Genomic DNA, 15,671 nt, shown 5'->3' on the forward strand with positions numbered 1-15,671 from the left:
GGTGAGCCTCAGGAGCCGAACGCCTTGCGGATCTCACCTTCCACGTTGCCCGAAGCCACGAAGAGCAGCTCGTCGCCGCCCTCGAGCGGGTCGTCGGCCTGCGGCACGATGACTCGTCCGCCGCGCAGGATGGCCACCAGGGCCGCGTCACGGGGCAGGTCGACGTCCCGCACCGGCGTGCCGGCCAGCTCGGTGTCCTCCGGCAGCGTCAGCTCGACCAGGTTCGCCTGGCCCTGGCGCAGCGTCAGCAGCTGCACCAGCCCGCCGATGCTGACCGCCTCCTCGACCATCGCGGCCAGCACGCGTGGGGTCGACACGGCGACGTCCACGCCCCAGGCCTCGGTGAAGAGCCACTCGTTGTGCGGGCTGTTGACCCGGGCCACCACGCGGCGCACGGCGAACTCGGTCTTGGCCAGCAGCGACACGACCAGGTTGACCTTGTCGTCGCCGGTGGCCGCGATGACCACGTCGCACGTGTGCAGCTGCGCGTCCTCGAGCGAGGAGAGCTCGCACGCGTCGGCGAGCACCCACTCGGCCTGCTCGACGGTGTGCGGCTCGAACTGCTTGGAGTCCCGCTCGATCAACATGACGTCGTGGTTGCCGGTGATCAGCTCCGTGGCGATGGAGCGGCCGACCGCGCCGGCGCCGGCGATCGCGACCCGCATCAGTGACCCTCCTCCGGCGCCTGCGCCGCGGCGCTGGTGATGTCGCTCACCGTGCCGGACTTGGCCGCCACGTAAACCTGGTCGTCGGCCTGCACCACGGTCTTCGCATCGGGCAGGACGCCCGAGCCGAACCGCATGATGAAGGCCACCCGCGCGCCGGTCGCCTCTTCCAGCTCGCGCACGGTGTGCCCGACCCAGTCCTCGTGGAAGGGCAGCTCCAGCACCGCCATCTTGCCCGTGGGGTCGCGCCACGCGGCCGCCACGCCGTCGGGCAGCAACGTGCGCATGAGCCGGTCGGTCGTCCACGGCACCGTGGGCACGGTCGGGATCCCCAGCCGCTCGTACACCTCGGCCCGCTTGGGGTCGTAGATGCGCGCGACGACGTGCTCGACGCCGAAGGTCTCCCGGGCCACGCGGGCCGAGATGATGTTGGAGTTGTCGCCGTTGGACACCGCGGCGAACGCACCCGCCCGCTCGATGCCCGCCTCGATCAGCACCTGCCGGTCGAAGCCGATGCCCGTCACCTGCTGGCCGCGGAATTCGCTGGTCAGCCTGCGGAAGGCGTCGGCGTCCTTGTCGATCACCGCCACGGAGTGGTCGATGCGCTCCAGGGCGGCCGCGAGCGACGACCCCACGCGGCCGCAGCCCATGATCACCACGTGCACCAACGGCCTCCTCGTCCCGGGTCCGGCGCGACTGGTGTCAACCTACCGGTGGCCGGTCCCTGACCAACCCCCGATGCGCATACGCTCTGCACTCGTGCCCAAGCTCGCAACCGCGCTGAAGCGGGTCGTGGTGGGGCGGCCGTTCCGCAGTGACCGGCTCGCCCACACCCTCCTGCCCAAGCGCATCGCCCTCCCGGTGTTCGCGTCGGACGCGCTGTCCAGCGTCGCGTACGCGCCGGAGGAGATCTTCCTGACGCTGTCCATCGCCGGGCTGGCCTCGTTCACCCTGGCGCCGTGGGTCGGCCTGGTGATCGTGGTCGTGCTGCTCGCGGTGGTCGCGAGCTACCGGCAGAACGTGCACGCCTACCCCAGCGGCGGCGGCGACTACGAGGTGGCGACGGTCAACCTCGGCCGGTCCGCCGGGCTCACCGTGGCGAGCGCCCTGCTGGTCGACTACGTGCTGACCGTCGCGGTGTCCATTTCGTCCGCTGCCGCGAACATCGGCGCGGTCATCCCGTTCATCGCCGACCACAAGGTCGGGTTCAGCGTGATCGCGATCGTGGTGCTCACGGCCATGAACCTGCGCGGCCTGCGGGAATCGGGCACGGCGTTCGCCATCCCGACCTACCTGTTCATGGTGGGCATCTTCGTGATGATCGGCTGGGGCCTGGTCCGGTCGATGTTGCTGGGCGACGACGTGCGGGCCGCGTCCGCGGGCATCGAGATGCACGCCGAGAACAGCAACCTCGCCGGGTTCGCGTTCGTGTTCCTGCTGCTGCGTGCGTTCACCCAGGGGTGTGCGGCGCTGACCGGGGTCGAGGCCATCTCCAACGGCGTGCCCGCGTTCCGCAAGCCGAAGTCGCGCAACGCGGCGACCACGTTGCTGATGCTCGGCCTGATGTCGGTCACCATGTTCATGGGCATGATCTACCTGGCCAAGAAGACCGGCGTGGTGCTCGCGTCCGACCCGGACACCCAGCTGGTGAACGCGCCCGCCGGCTACCACCAGGACACCCTGGTCGCGCAGCTCGCGCACGCGGTGTTCAGCGGCTTCCAGCCCGGCTACGTGTTCGTCACGGTGGTCACGGCGTTGATCCTGGTCCTCGCCGCGAACACCGCGTTCAACGGCTTCCCGGTGCTCGGCTCGATCCTCGCCCAGGACCGCTACCTGCCCCGCCAGCTGCACACCCGCGGCGACCGGCTGGCCTTCTCCAACGGCATCGTGTTCCTGGCGGGCTTCGCCATCCTGCTGGTCGTGGCGTTCAACGCCGAGGTCACCCGGCTGATCCCGCTCTACACCGTGGGCGTGTTCGTGTCGTTCACGCTGAGCCAGACCGGCATGATCCGGCACTGGAACCGCTTGCTGCGCACCGAGACCGACGGCGCCGCCCGGCACCGGATGCGCCGCTCGCAGGCGGTCAACGCGTTCGGGCTGTTCATGACCGGCTCGGTGCTGGTGATCGTGCTCATCACCAAGTTCCTGATCGGCGCGTGGATCGCGATCGCGGCGATGGTCGCGATCTTCGGGTTGATGACCGCCATCCGCAAGCACTACGACCGCGTGAACGAGGAGCTGCGCGCTCTCGAGCAGGAGCAGCCGAAGGTGGTCATGCCCTCGCGCAACCACGCGATCGTGCTGGTGTCCAAGCTGCACCTGCCGACCAAGCGCGCGTTGCTGTACGCGAAGGCGACCCGCCCGGACGTGCTGGAGGCGATCACGGTCAACGTGGACGACAGCGACACCAAGCGGCTGGTCGCCGAGTGGGACAAACAGAGTTTCTCGGTGCCGCTCAAGGTCGTCGAGTCGCCCTACCGGGAGATCACCAAACCGGTGCTCGACTACGTCAAACGCGTGCGCACCGACAACCCGCGCGACGTGGTCACCGTGTACATCCCCGAATACGTGGTCGGTAGGTGGTGGGAGCAGTTGCTGCACAACCAGAGCGCGTTGCGGCTCAAGGGCAGGCTGCTGTTCCAGCCGGGGGTGATGGTGACGAGCGTGCCATGGCAGCTGGCGTCCTCGCAGAAGGTCCACGAGCGGGCCGTGGTGGCACCGGGCGCGGTCCGGCGCGGCCTCAACACCGATTCGACGCGACGCAAATGAACTGGACCGGACGGGAACTGACCGCCGAGGTCGGCCCGGTGGCCCACGGCGGCCACTGCGTGTCGCGTGTGGACGGACGAGTGGTGTTCGTGCGGCACGCGTTGCCGGGCGAGACCGTGATCGCGCTGGTCACCGAGGACAAGGGCGGCTCGTTCTGCCGGGCCGACGCGATCGAGGTGCTCGAGGCCTCGCCGCACCGCGTCACGCCGCCGTGCCCGCTCGCCGCGCCTGGCGGCTGTGGCGGGTGCGACTGGCAGCACGCTTCCGGTGACTACCAACGCACGTTGAAGGCCGCGGTGGTCGCCGAGCAGCTGCACCGGCTGGCCGGCCTGGACATCGAAGCGTCCGATGTGGACGTGGAGGAGCTGGCGGGCGGGTTGCTGGAGTGGCGCACGCGGGCGCGGCTGGCCGTCGACGACGACGGCGTGCCCGGCTTCCGCGCGCACCACTCGCACCGCGTGGTGCCGGTCGAGTCGTGCCCGATCGCGGCGCCGGGAACGGTCGACCAGGTGACCTCACGCACCTGGCGACCGGGTACCGAACTCGAGGTGTGCGTCGACTCCGACCAGTGGACGTACGTCACCCAGTGGCGCAAGGACCGGCGCGGCAAGGCGGTCCCGCGTGCGGTGGTCGGTGACCCGGTGGTCGTCGAGCGGGCCGCGCGCCGGGAGTGGCGGGTGTCGGCGCACGGCTTCTGGCAGGTGCACCCGGACGCGGCGGACGTGCTGTCCGAAGTGGTCTCGTCGTGGTCCGGCCTGGCCGCCGGCCAGTGCGCATGGGACCTCTACAGCGGCGTCGGTCTCTTCGCGGGTGTGCTGGCCGAGCAGGTCGGTCCCGAGGGGACCGTGATCGCGGTCGAGTCGGTGCGCGAGGCGGCCGAGTTCGGCGTGGACAACCTGGCCGACCTGCCGCAGGTGCGCACGATCGCCGGGCGGGTGGAACCGGTGCTGGGTGCGGGTTCGTTGCCGGATCCGGACGTGGTCGTGCTCGACCCGCCGCGCAAGGGCGCTGGCCGGGTCGTGGTGGACGCGATCGCCGAGCGCTCGCCGTCGCGCGTGGTCTACGTCGCGTGTGACCCGGCAGCCTTGGCCCGTGACGTGAAGTTCTTCGGCGAGCGTGGTTTCCGCCTGGCGGGGCTGCGGGCGTTCGACGCGTTTCCCATGACGCACCACGTCGAGTGCGTCGCGTTGCTGGAGCGGACATGAAGGTGCTCGTGACCGGGGCGAACCGGGGGATCGGCTTCGAGCTGGCCCGCCAGCTCGCGGCCCGCGGCGACACGGTCTACCTCGGGGCCCGCACCGAAGCGAAAGCTTCTACCGCTGCCGCAACGATTTCCGGCGACGTGGTACCGGTCGAGCTGGACGTGGCCGAGCCCGCGCACGCCGCCCGCGTCGCGGAGTCGTTGCCCGCCCTGGACGTCCTGATCAACAACGCGGCGATCCACTACGACACGTGGCAGCGGTTCGGCTCACCCGACTTCGAGGTCGTCGAGCAGGCGTGGCAGACCAACGTGATCGGTGCCTGGCGCCTCGCGACCGCACTGGTCCCGTTGTTGCGCAAGGGAACCAGCCCGCGCATCGTGAACGTGTCGAGCGAGGCGGGCTCGATGGCGGCCATCGGGTCGTCGGCGCCCGCATATGCGGTCAGCAAGGTCGCGCTGAACGCGGTGACCCGCGGCCTCGCCGCCGACCTGCGCCGGCACCGCATCCTGGTGAACGCGGTGTGCCCCGGGTGGATCGCGACCGACATGGGCGGCCCCGGCGGCGCCCCGGTGGCCGAGGGCGCGGCCAGCGTCCTGTGGGCGGTGGACCTGCCCGACGACGGCCCGACCGGCGGCTTCTTCCGGCACGGCAGGCCGCTGCCCTGGTGATTCCCGGTTTTGTCGGTGCCCCCTGCCATCCTGCGCGGCATGGATGTGCTGCAGAACTTCGACCGCGCCGCCGCGGTGGCCGCGGGCCTGATCGACAAGATCCCCGCTGACGGTTTCGGCGCCCCGACGCCGTGCACGGACTGGGATGTCCGCGCTGTGGTGAACCACTTGGTGGCGGGCAACTTGATGGCTGACAACGCCGCCCGCGGTGCCCCACCACCCGACCGCAATGCCGATCACCTGGGCGATTCGCCGCCGGCGGAAACCTTCGCGCGCACGGTGGACGAGGCACGGGCCGCGTTCGCGGCGCCGGGGGTGCTGGAGCGGGTCGTGCCGACGCCGCTGGGGGAGCAGCCGGCCGCGTTCCTGGTGCACATGCGGATCAACGAGCTGCTGGTCCACAGCTGGGACCTGGCCGTCGCGACCGGGCAGCCCACGGACTTCGAACCCGAGTTGTGCCAAGGCGTATTGGGCGTGTGGCGGCAACGACTGTCCGGTGTGGATCGATACCAGGTCCCCTTCGACGAGGAGCAACCGGTGCCTGAGGATGCCACCGCGGCCGATCGCCTCGCGGCTTACCTGGGCAGGCGCATGCCCTGACCGGAATCGCTGGGCTGCTCCCGGATTCGGCTGGGCTCAGTAAGGGCGTGGGGCGCCGTGTGGCGGCGTCGGCGGACGGCCGGGCATCGGTCCGGTCGGTGGCATGCCGTGGCGTGGTGCCTGCGGTCCGGGACCGTGCGCGGGTCGCGGCGATCCCGGTTGTCCTTGCGGTCCTTGCGGTCCTGGTCCCGGTCCGCCAGGGCCAGGTGCGCCCGGGCGCGGTCCGCCGGGGCCTGGCGCAGCCGGGCCTGGCGCACCCGGGCCTGGGACGCCTGGTGACGGGGCGCCGGGAATCGGTGTGCCCGGGGCCGGCGTACCGGGAATCGGCGTACCGGGAGCCGGCGTGCCCGGGATCGGCGCGCCTTGAGTTGGCGTGCCGGGCGGTGGCGTGGCGGGGCCACCAGCGGGCACCGGGCCGTCAGCGGCGACCACCGGGACCCCGGCAGCAGGCGTGGGCGACAACCCGGCCCGCACCTTCAGCCACTCCGGGATCGCGTCCTCGGCCCGAGGAAACCACCGCAACTCGTCCTGGAAGCCGATGGGCGGCGGCACCCGGCGCCAAGCGGGCTCCGCGTCCGGCTCGAAGTCCACCGCGAACCCGCCAGAGGGCTCCACGGTGTACGTGGCCGACAGCCAAGTACCCCGCTCGGGCCGGTACATCCCGCCACGCAACTGGCCGAACAGCTCGATGGCCGTCTGCGGTGGCCGCACCGGTCGCTGCTGCCCGTCGGCCCCGGTCACGACCAGGTCCGCCTCGACGTGCTTGCCCGCGGCGCGGTACTGCGCCCACACCCGTTGCCAGTCCTCGCCCGCGGCCTTCACCAACGCCCGTCCGAGCTGTCTGGTCAGCCGTTCCTGCTCGACGGGTTCCAACGCCCCCTGCGTCATATCGCCCCCTGCTCTCCGGCCCGAACCCTACCCGTCGGTCGGCGCGCTCACCGGCGGATTCCGCCCGAACGACAACGAAAGCCGCAGGGGGTGCAGCGGCCAGGTGCCGACCGCGAACATGGCCAGCAGGCCGAGCGCCGAGAACTGCGTGCCGACCTCGGCCTCGTCGGTCAGGTCGACCCGGCGGCCCTTGATCCGCGCGCCCGGCTCGTCGGACCAGAACGGCGCACCGACCGGCACGGGTGCAGTCTCGATGGTGGCGTGGGTTTCGTCGCCGACCGGGCGGACGCCGAGCGTGCAGTAGGGCTCGGGGTCGGCGCCGGTGGGCGTGCCCGGCTCGATGGCCAGGTAGTCGCCGCGCGCGGCGGCCGCGCCCGCGGCCCGGCCGACCCAGCGGAACGCCTCCGCGACCGCGCCGGGGGTGGCGGCGGCCACGGCGTCCTGCTCGGCGGCGGGCCGCACGGTGGTCACCTCGGCGGGCAGGGCGCCGTCCGGGCCGGGGTAGCGCCCGAGCATGGTCAGCGACCGGCCGTCGTCGCCGAGGAGCAGGGTTTCGCGGAAGTTGTTGTCCGTCAGCTGGGTCCGGGCGAGCTGACCCGTGCCCAGGCGCCCGAGCACGAGGTCCGGCTCGGCCATCCGCCAGAACATCACCCGGCCCTCCAGCCACAACGGCAGGTAGCCCGCGATCGGGATCCCCGGCTCGACGCTGGTCTGCACCGAGCCGGCCGACGGTGGTCCGGCGAACGGCGGCAGCGCGGCGAACGCCGGTTCGAGCCGCACTGCCTCCACCACCCGTCGCAGCCACGCCCGCGCCCGGCTCAGCGGGTGTTCGGGGAACAGCCGGTCCCACTGCGCCTCGTCGCCGCGGTGCCACGGCAGCCGCGCTTGCACGTCCGGCGCGTACGGGTGCGGTCCGAAGTACCGCTCCGGCCCGAGCTTGGCCAGCACGCTCGCCTCGCGGATCCCGGTCTGCGGCCCCTCCAGCGCCTGGAACCGCAGCTGCGCGCTGCACCCCGCGCGGGGCACAGTCAGGGTCGCGACGAAGCCTTGGCCGGGCCGTTCGGGAAGGGGCAGCTTCACGATCTGCCGCAGCGCCGGCACCGAGTCCACGGTCACCACGTGCGCCTCGATCAGCGCGCCCGCTTCGGCACTCTGCGCGACCAGGCCCGCACGCAGCCGGGACAAGTCGGTGAGCGGCGCGGGCAGATTCGGTGCGTGATCGGCGTACTGAAGCGTCATCCGGTCGCCGGTCACGGGGTCCACCCAGGTGGTCTCATCCTCCTGCTGGTAGCCCATGTCCTCGACGTGGATCGGCATGTCTAGACCCTATTGGGCGTCACTCCGACGTGTACGACGGCACAGTGCCCGCGCCGGGCGACTCAGCGTCACGCTCGTATGCTGGAGCGAGACCGGCACACGGCGGGCAACCGGTGAAGAGGGCAACGAAGGCATCCGACGACGTGAGGTGATCCGGTGACGCTGCTGGAAGGCGTGCACAGTCCTGCCGATGTGAAGGGGCTGAGCGCGGCTCAGCTCACCGACCTGGCCGCCGAGATCAGAGAGCTGCTGGTCGAGACCGTCACCAGGACCGCGGGCCACCTCGGCCCGAACCTGGGCGTGGTCGAGCTGACCCTGGCCATCCACAAGGTCTTCGACTCCCCGCGCGACGCGATCATCTTCGACGTGGGCCACCAGGCCTACGTGCACAAGATCCTCACCGGCCGGCGCGGCGAGTTCGGCACGCTGCGCCAGCGCGGCGGCATCTCCGGCTACCCGAGCCGCGCCGAGAGCGAGCACGACCTCGTCGAGAACAGCCATGCCTCCACCGCGCTCTCGTATGCGGACGGTCTCGCCAAGGCCTTCCAGCTGGCCGGCGAGCGGCGCACGGTCGTGGCCGTGGTCGGCGACGGCGCGCTCACCGGCGGCATGTGCTGGGAGGCGCTGAACAACATCGCCTCGGGCACCGACCGCCCGCTGGTCATCGTGGTCAACGACAACGGCCGCTCCTACTCGCCGACCATCGGCGGCCTGGCCGATCACCTCGCGACGCTGCGCCTGCGCCCTGGCTACGAGCGCGCGCTCGAGGGTGGCCGCCGCGTGCTGCAGGGCACGCCCGTCGTCGGCAAGCCCATCTACGCGGCCCTGCACGCGGCCAAGCGCGGCATCAAGGACGCCATCAGCCCGCAGATGATGTTCGAGGACCTCGGCCTGAAGTACTTCGGCCCGGTCGACGGCCACGACATGGAGGCCATGACGGCGGCGCTCGCCCGCGCCCGCGACTTCGGCGGGCCGGTGATCGTGCACGCGGTGACCTGCAAGGGCAAGGGCTACCCGCTCGCCGAGAACGACGAGATCGACCAGATGCACCAGACCGACCCGATCGACGCCGTCACCGGCAAGCCCACCAAGGCCAAGGGCGCGAGCTGGACCTCGGTGTTCGCCGACGAGCTGGTCAAGCTGGGCGGCGAGCGGCCGGACCTCGTCGCGATCACCGCGGCGATGCTGCGCTCCACCGGTCTCGAGCCGTTCGCGCAGAGCTACCCGGAGCGTTGCTTCGACGTGGGCATCGCCGAGCAGCACGCGGTCACCTCGGCCGCGGGCATGGCGATGGCCGGACTGCACCCGGTGGTCGCGCTCTACTCGACGTTCCTCAACCGCGCGTTCGACCAGGTGCTGATGGACGTCGCGCTGCACAAGCTGCCGGTCACGTTCGTGCTCGACCGTGCAGGCATCACCGGCCCGGACGGCGCGAGCCACCACGGCATGTGGGACACGACGATCCTGGGCGCGGTTCCCGGCATGCACATCGCCGCCCCGCGTGACGCGACCACGCTGCGCGAGGAGCTGCGCGAGGCCGTCGCCATCCAGGACGGCCCGAGCGCGCTGCGCTTCCCGAAGGCCTCCGTCGGGCCGGACGTGGCGGCCGTCGAACAGGTCGGTGCGGTCGACGTGCTGGCCAAGCCGGCCGACGACCAGGACGAGGACGTGTTGCTGGTCGCGGTCGGCGCGCTGGCCGAGCTCGCCCTCGTCGCCGCCCGACGGCTGTCGGACCAGGGCATCGGCGTCACCGTCGTCGACCCCCGGTGGATCGCGCCGGTGCCGACCGACCTGGTGGCCCTCAGCGCGCGGCACCGCATGGTCGTCACGGTCGAGGACTCGGGCCGCCACGGCGGATTCGGCTGGGCGCTGGCCGCCGCGCTGCGCGACGCCGACGTCGACGTCCCGATGCGCGACATCGCCATCCCGCAACGGTTCCACGAGCACGGCACGCGCTCGGAGGTGCTCGCCGCGATCGGCCTCACGGCCCAGGACGTCGCCCGCAAAGTGACCGAGTGGGCGTCCGGCACGCTCGGCGAGGTGCACCACCCGGTCGTGCCGGCCGAACCCGATCAACGCTGACCTGGCGCCTGTGGCACCGTAGACGTCGTGCGGATTCTGGTTGTCGAGGACGAGGAGCCACTGGCCGACGCGGTCGCCAGGGGACTGCGTCGCGAGGGCATGGCCGTCGACGTCGCGTTGGACGGGGACAGCGGGCACGAGAAGGCCAGCATCACCCGGTACGACGTGGTCGTGCTCGACCGCGACCTGCCGGGCATGTCCGGCGACGAGTTGTGCCGCGAGATCGTGTCGTCCGGCGCGCTCACCAGGATCCTGATGCTCACGGCGAGCGGCAGCGTGGACGACCGCGTCGAGGGCCTGTCCCTCGGCGCGGACGACTACCTCGCCAAGCCGTTCGCGTTCCCCGAGCTGGTCGCCCGGGTGCGGGCGCTGGCCCGGCGGTCCACCCCGGTCACGCCGCCGGTGCTGGTCGCGGGCGACGTCGAGCTCGACCCGGCCAAGCGCACGGTGACGCGGGCGGGCACGCCGATCGAGCTGACCCGCAAGGAGTTCGGCGTGCTCGAGGTGCTGTTGTCGGCCGGCGGGTCGGTGGTCAGCAGCGAGGAACTGCTCGAGCGGGTGTGGGACGAGAACGCCGACCCGTTCACCACGACCGTGCGGGTCACAGTGATGACCTTGCGCAAGAAGCTCGGCGAGCCCGGGATCATCGACACGGTCGTCGGCTCCGGGTACCGGGTGCCGGCCGGGAAGATCGCGCCAGAATGACGTCCGCGTGATCCGGCCTGGCCTGCGGGGGCGGATCACCGCGCTGGCCACCGTGCTCGTGGCGATCGCCAGCGGCCTGCTGCTGTGGCTCGGCTGGCTGCTCGCCGGCGGCGTGTCCAGCGCGGTCCCGGTGCTGCCACCGGGTTCCACGGTGGTGGTCGGCGGTATCGAGGTCGACGCGACCCAGCTGGCCGGCGTGCTGCGCGACGAGGCCCGTGAGCGGGTGCTGGTGTCCGGGTCGATCGCGTTCGTGTGCGTGGTGGTGGCCACCGGGCTGCTGGCGTGGACGATCACCGGGCGCGTGCTGCAGCCGTTGCGCCAGATCACCGGCACCGCGCGACGGCTGTCCGCGGAGTCGCTGGGGGAGCGGATCGCCTACCGCGGCCCGCGCGACGAGCTGGCCGAACTCGCCGACACCTTCGACCAGATGCTGGACCGGCTGCAGGGCGCGTTCGACGCGCAGCGCCGGTTCGTCGCCAACGCCAGCCACGAGCTGCGCACGCCGTTGGCGGTGATCCGCACCGAGCTCGACGTCACCCTGGCCGACGAGGGCGCCGACACGGCCGAGCTGCGCCGGATGGCCGAGGTGGTGCGGTCGGCGACGTTGCGTGCCGGTCAGCTCGTCGACGCGCTGCTCGTGCTGGCGCGCACCGAAGGTGTCGGCATCGGGCCCCCGCAACCGGTCGACCTGGCCGACGTGGTGGCCAGTGCGTGGCGCGCGGTCCGCGGCGAGGCCGACGCGCGTGAGCTGCGGGTCGCGCTGCACACCTCGCCCGCCCCGGTCAGCGGTGATCCCGCGTTGCTGGAACGGGTCGCGGGCAATCTGCTCGAGAACGCCGTGCGGCACAACGTGACCGGCGGCTGGATCGACGTGCGGACCGAGGCCGCCGGGCCGGCGGTGCAACTGCGGGTGGCGTCGTCGGGTCCGGTGATCGAGCAGGCGCGGGTGGCCGAGCTGTTCGAGCCGTTCCGCCGTGGCGGTGTCGACCGGACCGCGCAGGGCGGGGCGGGCCTGGGCCTGTCGATCGTGCGCTCGGTGGTGAGCGCGCACCGCGGCGAAGTGGTGGCCGAACCGGTCTCCGGTGGTGGTTTGGCCGTGACCGTAATGCTTCCCGCGTAGCCTTCGATCATGGACGACGATGCGGTGTTCGCCGCACAGGCCGACCGTCGCCGCGCGGTCGCGGACTTGCTGGATTCCTTGGACGACAAGCAGTTGGCCACCCCGAGCCTCTGCGCCGGCTGGACGGTGAAGGCGGTGGCGGCGCACCTGGTGGCCGCGGCCGCCACGTCGGCCGTGTCGTTCCTCGCGGCGATGGTGCGCAGCGGCTTCCGCCCGCACGTGGCCAACACCCAGCGCGCTCGCAAGCTGGCGCGGCGCCCGGCGGCGGAGTTGTCCCGCGCGCTGCGCGAGCACGCGGGGCACCGCATGCACCCGCCCGGCATCGGCGCCGTGGGCCCGATGACCGACCTGCTGGTGCACGAGGGCGACATGCGGCTGCCCCTCGGCCTGCCGTTCGACCCGCCGCTGCCGCTGGTGGCCGAGGCGCTGGGCTTCCTCAGCGGCCGTGCTCCGGGCTTCGTCCCCAAAGGACGGTTGGCCGGGATCAAGCTCGTTCCGACGGATCTGGACCGGACGTGGGGCTCGGGCGCGGAGCTGACCGGCCGCGCGGCCGACCTGATGATGGCCGTGTGCGGCCGGCCCGCCGTTCTCCCGTCCCTCACCGGCCCCGGCGCCCCCATCCTGGCCACCCGCCTGACGCCCTGACCCCCACCCGGGCGTGTCCCACACTCGCGCAGGGTGTGTCCCCCGTTCCGACCGGGTGTGTCCCACGTTCTGACCGGGTGTGTCCCACACTCGCGTGGGCTGAGTCCCACGTTGTGTTCTGGGTCTTGTGGGGTGGGTTCGGTTTGACACGGGGACCCCCACGACGGCCCTCGCGGGCGCTAAACGGGCAGAAGGTGAGGCGCCCGCACCGCGCGAGTTCAGGGCCGTCGTGCCCCGTGTAAAACCGAACCCACGAGCCGCGGTTGGCTGCGGTCTGGCCTCGGGGTGGGCGGTGGAGCCTTTCGGGGCAAGGACACGCGGGTCCGGAGGAGGGGACACGCGGGGTCGGAGGAGGGGACACGCGGGGCCGGAGGAGGGGACACGCCGGTCAGGGGAGCCGGGTGAGGTAGGTGGGCGGGACGGTGTCCGCGAGCCACACCCCGTTGGCGCTCACGCGGAACTCGAACCCGGCGGCCGCCATCGCGGCGGCGTCCACGCGCAGGATCACCGGTTTGCCCCGGCGGGCCCCGACCGCACGGGCGGTGTCCACTGTGGGCGAGAGGTGCACGTGGTGGCGCTGCATCGGTTTGAGGCCGTCCTGCTCGATCGCGGGCAGGAAGCGGTCCACCGTGCCGTGGTAGAGCACGGCGGGTGGTGCGGTCACCGGCAGGTCCAGGTCGACCTCGACCGAGTGGCCCTGGTTCGCGCGGATCAGGGTGCCGGTGTCGTCGAAGGCGAAGCGCTTCTTGTCGCTCGTCGCCACGACTTCGTCGAGGTCCGCGCGCGTGAGGGTCAGGCCGTGCCGGGCCAGCGCGCTCAACAACTCCTCGACGGGGACCCAGCCACCGGGTCCCAGGGTGATGCCGATCTGGTCCGGCGCATGCCGCAGGTGCAGCGACAGCCTCTTGGAAATCCGGACCTTCTTTGTTTCATTCATCTCACCACCCAGTGAACCACCTGTGCGCCACCGGTTTTCACCGCTGGTACCGCATCGCTCCCACGACGTTGTCCGACGGGTCCGCCAGCCACACGAGGTCGCCGACGCCCTCGATCGTGGTCTTGTCCATCAGCACCCGCCCGCCCGCGGCCAGCGCGGCGGCGGTCACCGCCGCCACGTCGGGCACGGCGACGGTGCTCTCGAACCCGGCGACCGGCCGGCCCGGGATGAGGTCGCGCCGCTGCTGCAAGGCCGCCGTCACGCCCGGCCCACCCGGGGTGCCGGCCTCGATCCGGTAGAAGCCGGGCGGGCCCCACGCGCTGAACTCCCAGCCGAAGGTCTCCCGGTAGAACCGCCGCGCCTGCTGGACGTCGTCGGCGTTGATCGCGAAGTGCGTGAGTTCGTACATGCCGCGAACACTAGGAGCGCCGAAGCCTTGCGCGCAGTCGCCGATGCGGCCGATTCTGTCGGATATGCGTCAAGCCGAGCCGGACGTCCGCAGCTACGCGGTCACCCACCCGGCGGGTCCGCTGGTGCCGCCCCAGGCGCCGGGCTGGCACCAGCTGATCTACGCCTCGACCGGCGTCCTGACCGCCTGGACCGAGGCAGGAACGTGGACCGTGCCGAGGCACCGGGCGTTGTGGGTGCCGGCGGGCATCAAGCATCGGCTGGAGGTCGTGCACCGCACGTCCTTGCGCACGCTCTACCTGGCCGACCACTTGGGCGCGCTGCCCACCGGAACGCGGGTCCTCGACCTGCCGCCGTTGCTGCGTGAGCTGGTCCTGCACCTCGTGGCCGTGGCTCCGCTGACGGTCGCCGAACCCGCGCACGCCAGGCTGATCGCGGTGCTGCGCGACCTGCTCACCGAGTCGCGTGTGGACGGTGCACTCGTCTTGCCCCTCCCCGTCGATCGGGCCGCGCTCGAAGCCACGAAACGGATGGAGCTTCCGGTGCCCTTGCTGTGCAACGAGATCGGCATCAGCAGGCGCACGCTGGAACGCCGCTTCCTCGACGAGACCGGCATGACGTTCGGCCAATGGCGCCGACGCGCCCGCATGCTCGCCGCCGTGCGCGAACTGGCCGCGGGCGCCACCGTGGCCGCCGCGGCCCAGGGCTCGGGATACGCCACCCCGAGCGCGTTCAGCGCTGCCTTCCGGGCCGAACTGGGCACCTCGCCGTCGAAGTGGAGCGCCTAGGAACGGGCCAGGATCGCCCGGACCTTCTGCGCCACGTTGCTGACCCTGATGTACCAGAACTCCTTGCCGCCCACCTCGGCCTTGCGGCACATCACGCCGCCACCCGGGCCGGCCGCGGTGAGCTCGACGATGTACAGCGTCTCGTCGGACTTCACCTCGCCCGAATCACCGTCGGACACCGCGTCCTTGGCGTTGTTCGCGATCTCCACGCCGTCGGCCACGGTCGTCATGGCGTTACCCGTCATGGCGGGCGCGGCCGCCGCCCCCGCCGCCCGCGTCGCGAGCATCTTCGTCGCAGCGGTGAACGGGTTGATCACGTTGTACCGCTTCCGCTTCGACAACGGCCGGAAGAGTCCGCCGTCCACGACCACCGTCGGCGCCAACGGGTCCTTCCAGCCGCGCTTGGAGTAGGCGTCCTGCGACTTGGCGGCGGTGAGTTCGATCGTGCCGTTGAGCAGGTAGTTGTTCGCGTTCTCGGACAGCCAGTCTTTGATCATGTCCGCGGTGCCGATCAGGGCGAGCGGGGCCCCCGCGACGTCCCACGACGGCTGACCGCGGAACGTGCCCGCCGCGATGCCGTGCCAGTCCAGGCCGTCGACCTCGATGGTGGTCGTGCCGATCCCGCTGTCGACCTGGTACACGCCCCGGACCGGGTCGCCGAACGGCGATGCCTTGACCTGCTGGCGGTGCATGACCATGCCCTTGGCGAGATCGTCCTTGAGGTCCTTCTCGTCCGCGCGCCGGTCCAGTTCGTTCTTGGTGTCGAACACCAGGCGCGCGTCGCTCTTGGCGTTCTTGACCTCCTCGCGGAAGTACTTGCCGACCGTGCTCAGTACGGTGCCCTTCTTCGGACCGCTCACGGCAGCCTCCTTTGTCG

15 protein-coding genes and 1 pseudogene are annotated in these 15,671 nt (G+C 71.7%); 9 read left to right on the forward strand and 7 right to left on the reverse strand.

What is annotated here, in order from left to right:
* Nucleotides 1–8 precede the first annotated feature (8 nt).
* Both EV186_RS34110 and EV186_RS34115 read right to left on the reverse strand, forming a co-directional pair.
* On the reverse strand, nucleotides 9–665 hold the full coding sequence (locus EV186_RS34110; protein ID WP_133853619.1) for a potassium channel family protein: 657 nt from the start codon (nucleotides 663–665) through the stop codon (nucleotides 9–11).
* Nucleotides 665–1,336 (reverse strand): annotated as a pseudogene (locus tag EV186_RS34115) (potassium channel family protein); the annotation flags it as partial. The pseudogene EV186_RS34115 and the gene EV186_RS34110, both read right to left, overlap by 1 nt.
* A gap of 88 nt (nucleotides 1,337–1,424) precedes the next feature.
* On the opposite strand from EV186_RS34115, the gene EV186_RS34120 reads away from it, so the two are divergent.
* From EV186_RS34120 to EV186_RS34135, 4 genes are read left to right on the forward strand one after another with little or no spacing between them, the layout of a single operon-like run.
* Complete coding sequence (locus tag EV186_RS34120; RefSeq protein WP_133853621.1) at nucleotides 1,425–3,434, forward strand: APC family permease; 2,010 nt, start codon at nucleotides 1,425–1,427, stop codon at nucleotides 3,432–3,434.
* Complete coding sequence (locus EV186_RS34125) at nucleotides 3,431–4,639, forward strand: class I SAM-dependent RNA methyltransferase (protein WP_133853622.1); 1,209 nt, start codon at nucleotides 3,431–3,433, stop codon at nucleotides 4,637–4,639. The genes EV186_RS34120 and EV186_RS34125 overlap by 4 nt, the downstream gene beginning before the upstream one ends.
* Complete coding sequence (locus tag EV186_RS34130) at nucleotides 4,636–5,304, forward strand: SDR family NAD(P)-dependent oxidoreductase (RefSeq protein ID WP_133853623.1); 669 nt, start codon at nucleotides 4,636–4,638, stop codon at nucleotides 5,302–5,304. The genes EV186_RS34125 and EV186_RS34130 overlap by 4 nt, the downstream gene beginning before the upstream one ends.
* Before the next feature lie 39 nt (nucleotides 5,305–5,343).
* Complete coding sequence (locus EV186_RS34135; protein WP_133853624.1) at nucleotides 5,344–5,904, forward strand: TIGR03086 family metal-binding protein; 561 nt, start codon at nucleotides 5,344–5,346, stop codon at nucleotides 5,902–5,904.
* A 36-nt stretch (nucleotides 5,905–5,940) separates the two neighbouring features.
* Here the strand turns inward: EV186_RS34135 and EV186_RS40625 are convergent, their stop codons facing one another.
* Together EV186_RS40625 and EV186_RS39675 are read right to left on the reverse strand one after the other, a co-directional pair.
* Complete coding sequence (locus EV186_RS40625; RefSeq protein ID WP_166659440.1) at nucleotides 5,941–6,792, reverse strand: hypothetical protein; 852 nt, start codon at nucleotides 6,790–6,792, stop codon at nucleotides 5,941–5,943.
* Between the two features lie 27 nt (nucleotides 6,793–6,819).
* Entirely contained in the window at nucleotides 6,820–8,109 is a 1,290-nt protein-coding gene (locus EV186_RS39675) for a hypothetical protein (protein ID WP_208115921.1), read from the reverse strand.
* Nucleotides 8,110–8,265: 156 nt separating this feature from the next.
* On the opposite strand from EV186_RS39675, the gene dxs reads away from it, so the two are divergent.
* Genes dxs through EV186_RS34165 form a run of 4 tightly spaced genes read left to right on the forward strand, consistent with a single transcriptional unit; the run spans nucleotide 8,266 to nucleotide 12,661 of the window.
* Nucleotides 8,266–10,191, forward strand: a complete 1,926-nt coding sequence (dxs, locus tag EV186_RS34150) for a 1-deoxy-D-xylulose-5-phosphate synthase (protein ID WP_133853626.1) — start codon at nucleotides 8,266–8,268, stop codon at nucleotides 10,189–10,191.
* Nucleotides 10,192–10,218: 27 nt separating this feature from the next.
* A complete protein-coding gene (locus EV186_RS34155; protein ID WP_133853627.1) occupies nucleotides 10,219–10,896 on the forward strand; it encodes a response regulator transcription factor in 678 nt (225 codons plus the stop codon).
* 7 nt (nucleotides 10,897–10,903) lie between these two features.
* The gene (locus EV186_RS34160; protein ID WP_133853628.1) at nucleotides 10,904–12,016 is read left to right on the forward strand and encodes a sensor histidine kinase; all 1,113 of its coding nucleotides are present in this window, start codon (nucleotides 10,904–10,906) and stop codon (nucleotides 12,014–12,016) included.
* A gap of 9 nt (nucleotides 12,017–12,025) precedes the next feature.
* Nucleotides 12,026–12,661, forward strand: coding sequence for a maleylpyruvate isomerase family mycothiol-dependent enzyme (locus tag EV186_RS34165; protein WP_133853629.1), 636 nt, complete (start codon nucleotides 12,026–12,028; stop codon nucleotides 12,659–12,661).
* A 388-nt stretch (nucleotides 12,662–13,049) separates the two neighbouring features.
* Here EV186_RS34165 and EV186_RS34170 read toward each other — a convergent pair whose 3' ends face one another.
* Together EV186_RS34170 and EV186_RS34175 are read right to left on the reverse strand one after the other, a co-directional pair.
* Complete coding sequence (locus EV186_RS34170; RefSeq protein WP_133853630.1) at nucleotides 13,050–13,598, reverse strand: RNA 2'-phosphotransferase; 549 nt, start codon at nucleotides 13,596–13,598, stop codon at nucleotides 13,050–13,052.
* 37 nt (nucleotides 13,599–13,635) lie between these two features.
* Nucleotides 13,636–14,007: a VOC family protein gene (locus EV186_RS34175; protein WP_133853631.1), complete on the reverse strand. Its 372-nt coding sequence runs from the start codon at nucleotides 14,005–14,007 to the stop codon at nucleotides 13,636–13,638.
* A gap of 64 nt (nucleotides 14,008–14,071) precedes the next feature.
* On the opposite strand from EV186_RS34175, the gene EV186_RS34180 reads away from it, so the two are divergent.
* Nucleotides 14,072–14,794, forward strand: a complete 723-nt coding sequence (locus EV186_RS34180; RefSeq protein WP_166659460.1) for an AraC family transcriptional regulator — start codon at nucleotides 14,072–14,074, stop codon at nucleotides 14,792–14,794.
* Here EV186_RS34180 and EV186_RS34185 read toward each other — a convergent pair.
* Complete coding sequence (locus tag EV186_RS34185; RefSeq protein ID WP_133853633.1) at nucleotides 14,791–15,654, reverse strand: hypothetical protein; 864 nt, start codon at nucleotides 15,652–15,654, stop codon at nucleotides 14,791–14,793. The genes EV186_RS34180 and EV186_RS34185 overlap by 4 nt on opposite strands.
* Between the last annotated feature and the right edge of the window lie 17 nt (nucleotides 15,655–15,671).

Source organism: Labedaea rhizosphaerae (genome assembly GCF_004362825.1).
Taxonomy (GTDB): domain Bacteria; phylum Actinomycetota; class Actinomycetes; order Mycobacteriales; family Pseudonocardiaceae; genus Labedaea; species Labedaea rhizosphaerae.

Coding starts and splice junctions, on each gene's coding strand:
- EV186_RS34125 (WP_133853622.1), top strand. CDS start 3,431: ATGAACTGGACCGGACGGGAACTGACCGCCGAGGTCGGCCCGGTGGCC.
- EV186_RS34135 (WP_133853624.1), top strand. CDS start 5,344: ATGGATGTGCTGCAGAACTTCGACCGCGCCGCCGCGGTGGCCGCGGGC.
- EV186_RS34175 (WP_133853631.1), bottom strand. CDS start 14,007: ATGTACGAACTCACGCACTTCGCGATCAACGCCGACGACGTCCAGCAG.
- EV186_RS34110 (WP_133853619.1), bottom strand. CDS start 665: ATGCGGGTCGCGATCGCCGGCGCCGGCGCGGTCGGCCGCTCCATCGCC.
- EV186_RS34165 (WP_133853629.1), top strand. CDS start 12,026: ATGGACGACGATGCGGTGTTCGCCGCACAGGCCGACCGTCGCCGCGCG.
- EV186_RS39675 (WP_208115921.1), bottom strand. CDS start 8,109: ATGCCGATCCACGTCGAGGACATGGGCTACCAGCAGGAGGATGAGACC.
- EV186_RS34130 (WP_133853623.1), top strand. CDS start 4,636: ATGAAGGTGCTCGTGACCGGGGCGAACCGGGGGATCGGCTTCGAGCTG.
- EV186_RS34170 (WP_133853630.1), bottom strand. CDS start 13,598: ATGAATGAAACAAAGAAGGTCCGGATTTCCAAGAGGCTGTCGCTGCAC.
- EV186_RS40625 (WP_166659440.1), bottom strand. CDS start 6,792: ATGACGCAGGGGGCGTTGGAACCCGTCGAGCAGGAACGGCTGACCAGA.
- EV186_RS34180 (WP_166659460.1), top strand. CDS start 14,072: ATGCGTCAAGCCGAGCCGGACGTCCGCAGCTACGCGGTCACCCACCCG.